The organism is Larkinella sp. C7, assembly GCF_006149005.1.
Lineage (GTDB): Bacteria > Bacteroidota > Bacteroidia > Cytophagales > Spirosomataceae > Larkinella.
This window is the reverse complement of sequence record NZ_VBSL01000167.1, coordinates 1-439: the sequence shown is the minus strand read 5'-3', so window position 1 is coordinate 439 and position 439 is coordinate 1. Positions and strand designations below refer to the sequence as shown.

Below are 439 nucleotides of genomic sequence, written 5' to 3'. Positions count from 1 at the left end.
CCGCCCTATGCTAAGGAAGAAATTGTCAAGACTATTGGAAAACTGCAGGAGCACGATTTGCTGTCCCCAGAGGTCATGATTGTCTGTGAAACGGATAAGTCGGTTGACCTGCCGGAGACTCTGGGTGATTTGCGACTATGGAAACAAAAAGTGTATGGAATTAGTAAGGTGACGGTTTATGTCAAATAAAATCGGCTTATTTGCAGGCTCTTTTGACCCTGTGACCAAGGGCCACCTAGATCTTATCAAACGGGCTAGCCAACTTCTTGATCAGCTCTATGTTGGTATTTTTTATAATCAAAATAAGGCGGGCTTTCTCCCCCTAGCTAGGCGTCAGGCCCTGTTGGAAGCGGTAGTCAAAGGCCTTCCCAATGTTTCAGTCATTACCTCCCATGACCAATTGGCGGTTGATGTGGCCAAAGACGTGGGGGCTAGTGTC

2 protein-coding genes are annotated in these 439 nt (G+C 47.2%); both read left to right on the top strand.

Going from position 1 to position 439, the window contains the following annotated elements:
* The coding region (locus tag FH871_RS34935) for an RsmD family RNA methyltransferase (protein WP_171063043.1) at nt 1-189 on the top strand (189 nt) is incomplete at its 5' end.
* Nucleotides 179-439, top strand: a 261-nt coding sequence (locus FH871_RS34930) for an adenylyltransferase/cytidyltransferase family protein (protein WP_138995350.1), incomplete at its 3' end; no start/stop codon positions are given. The genes FH871_RS34935 and FH871_RS34930, both read left to right, overlap by 11 nt.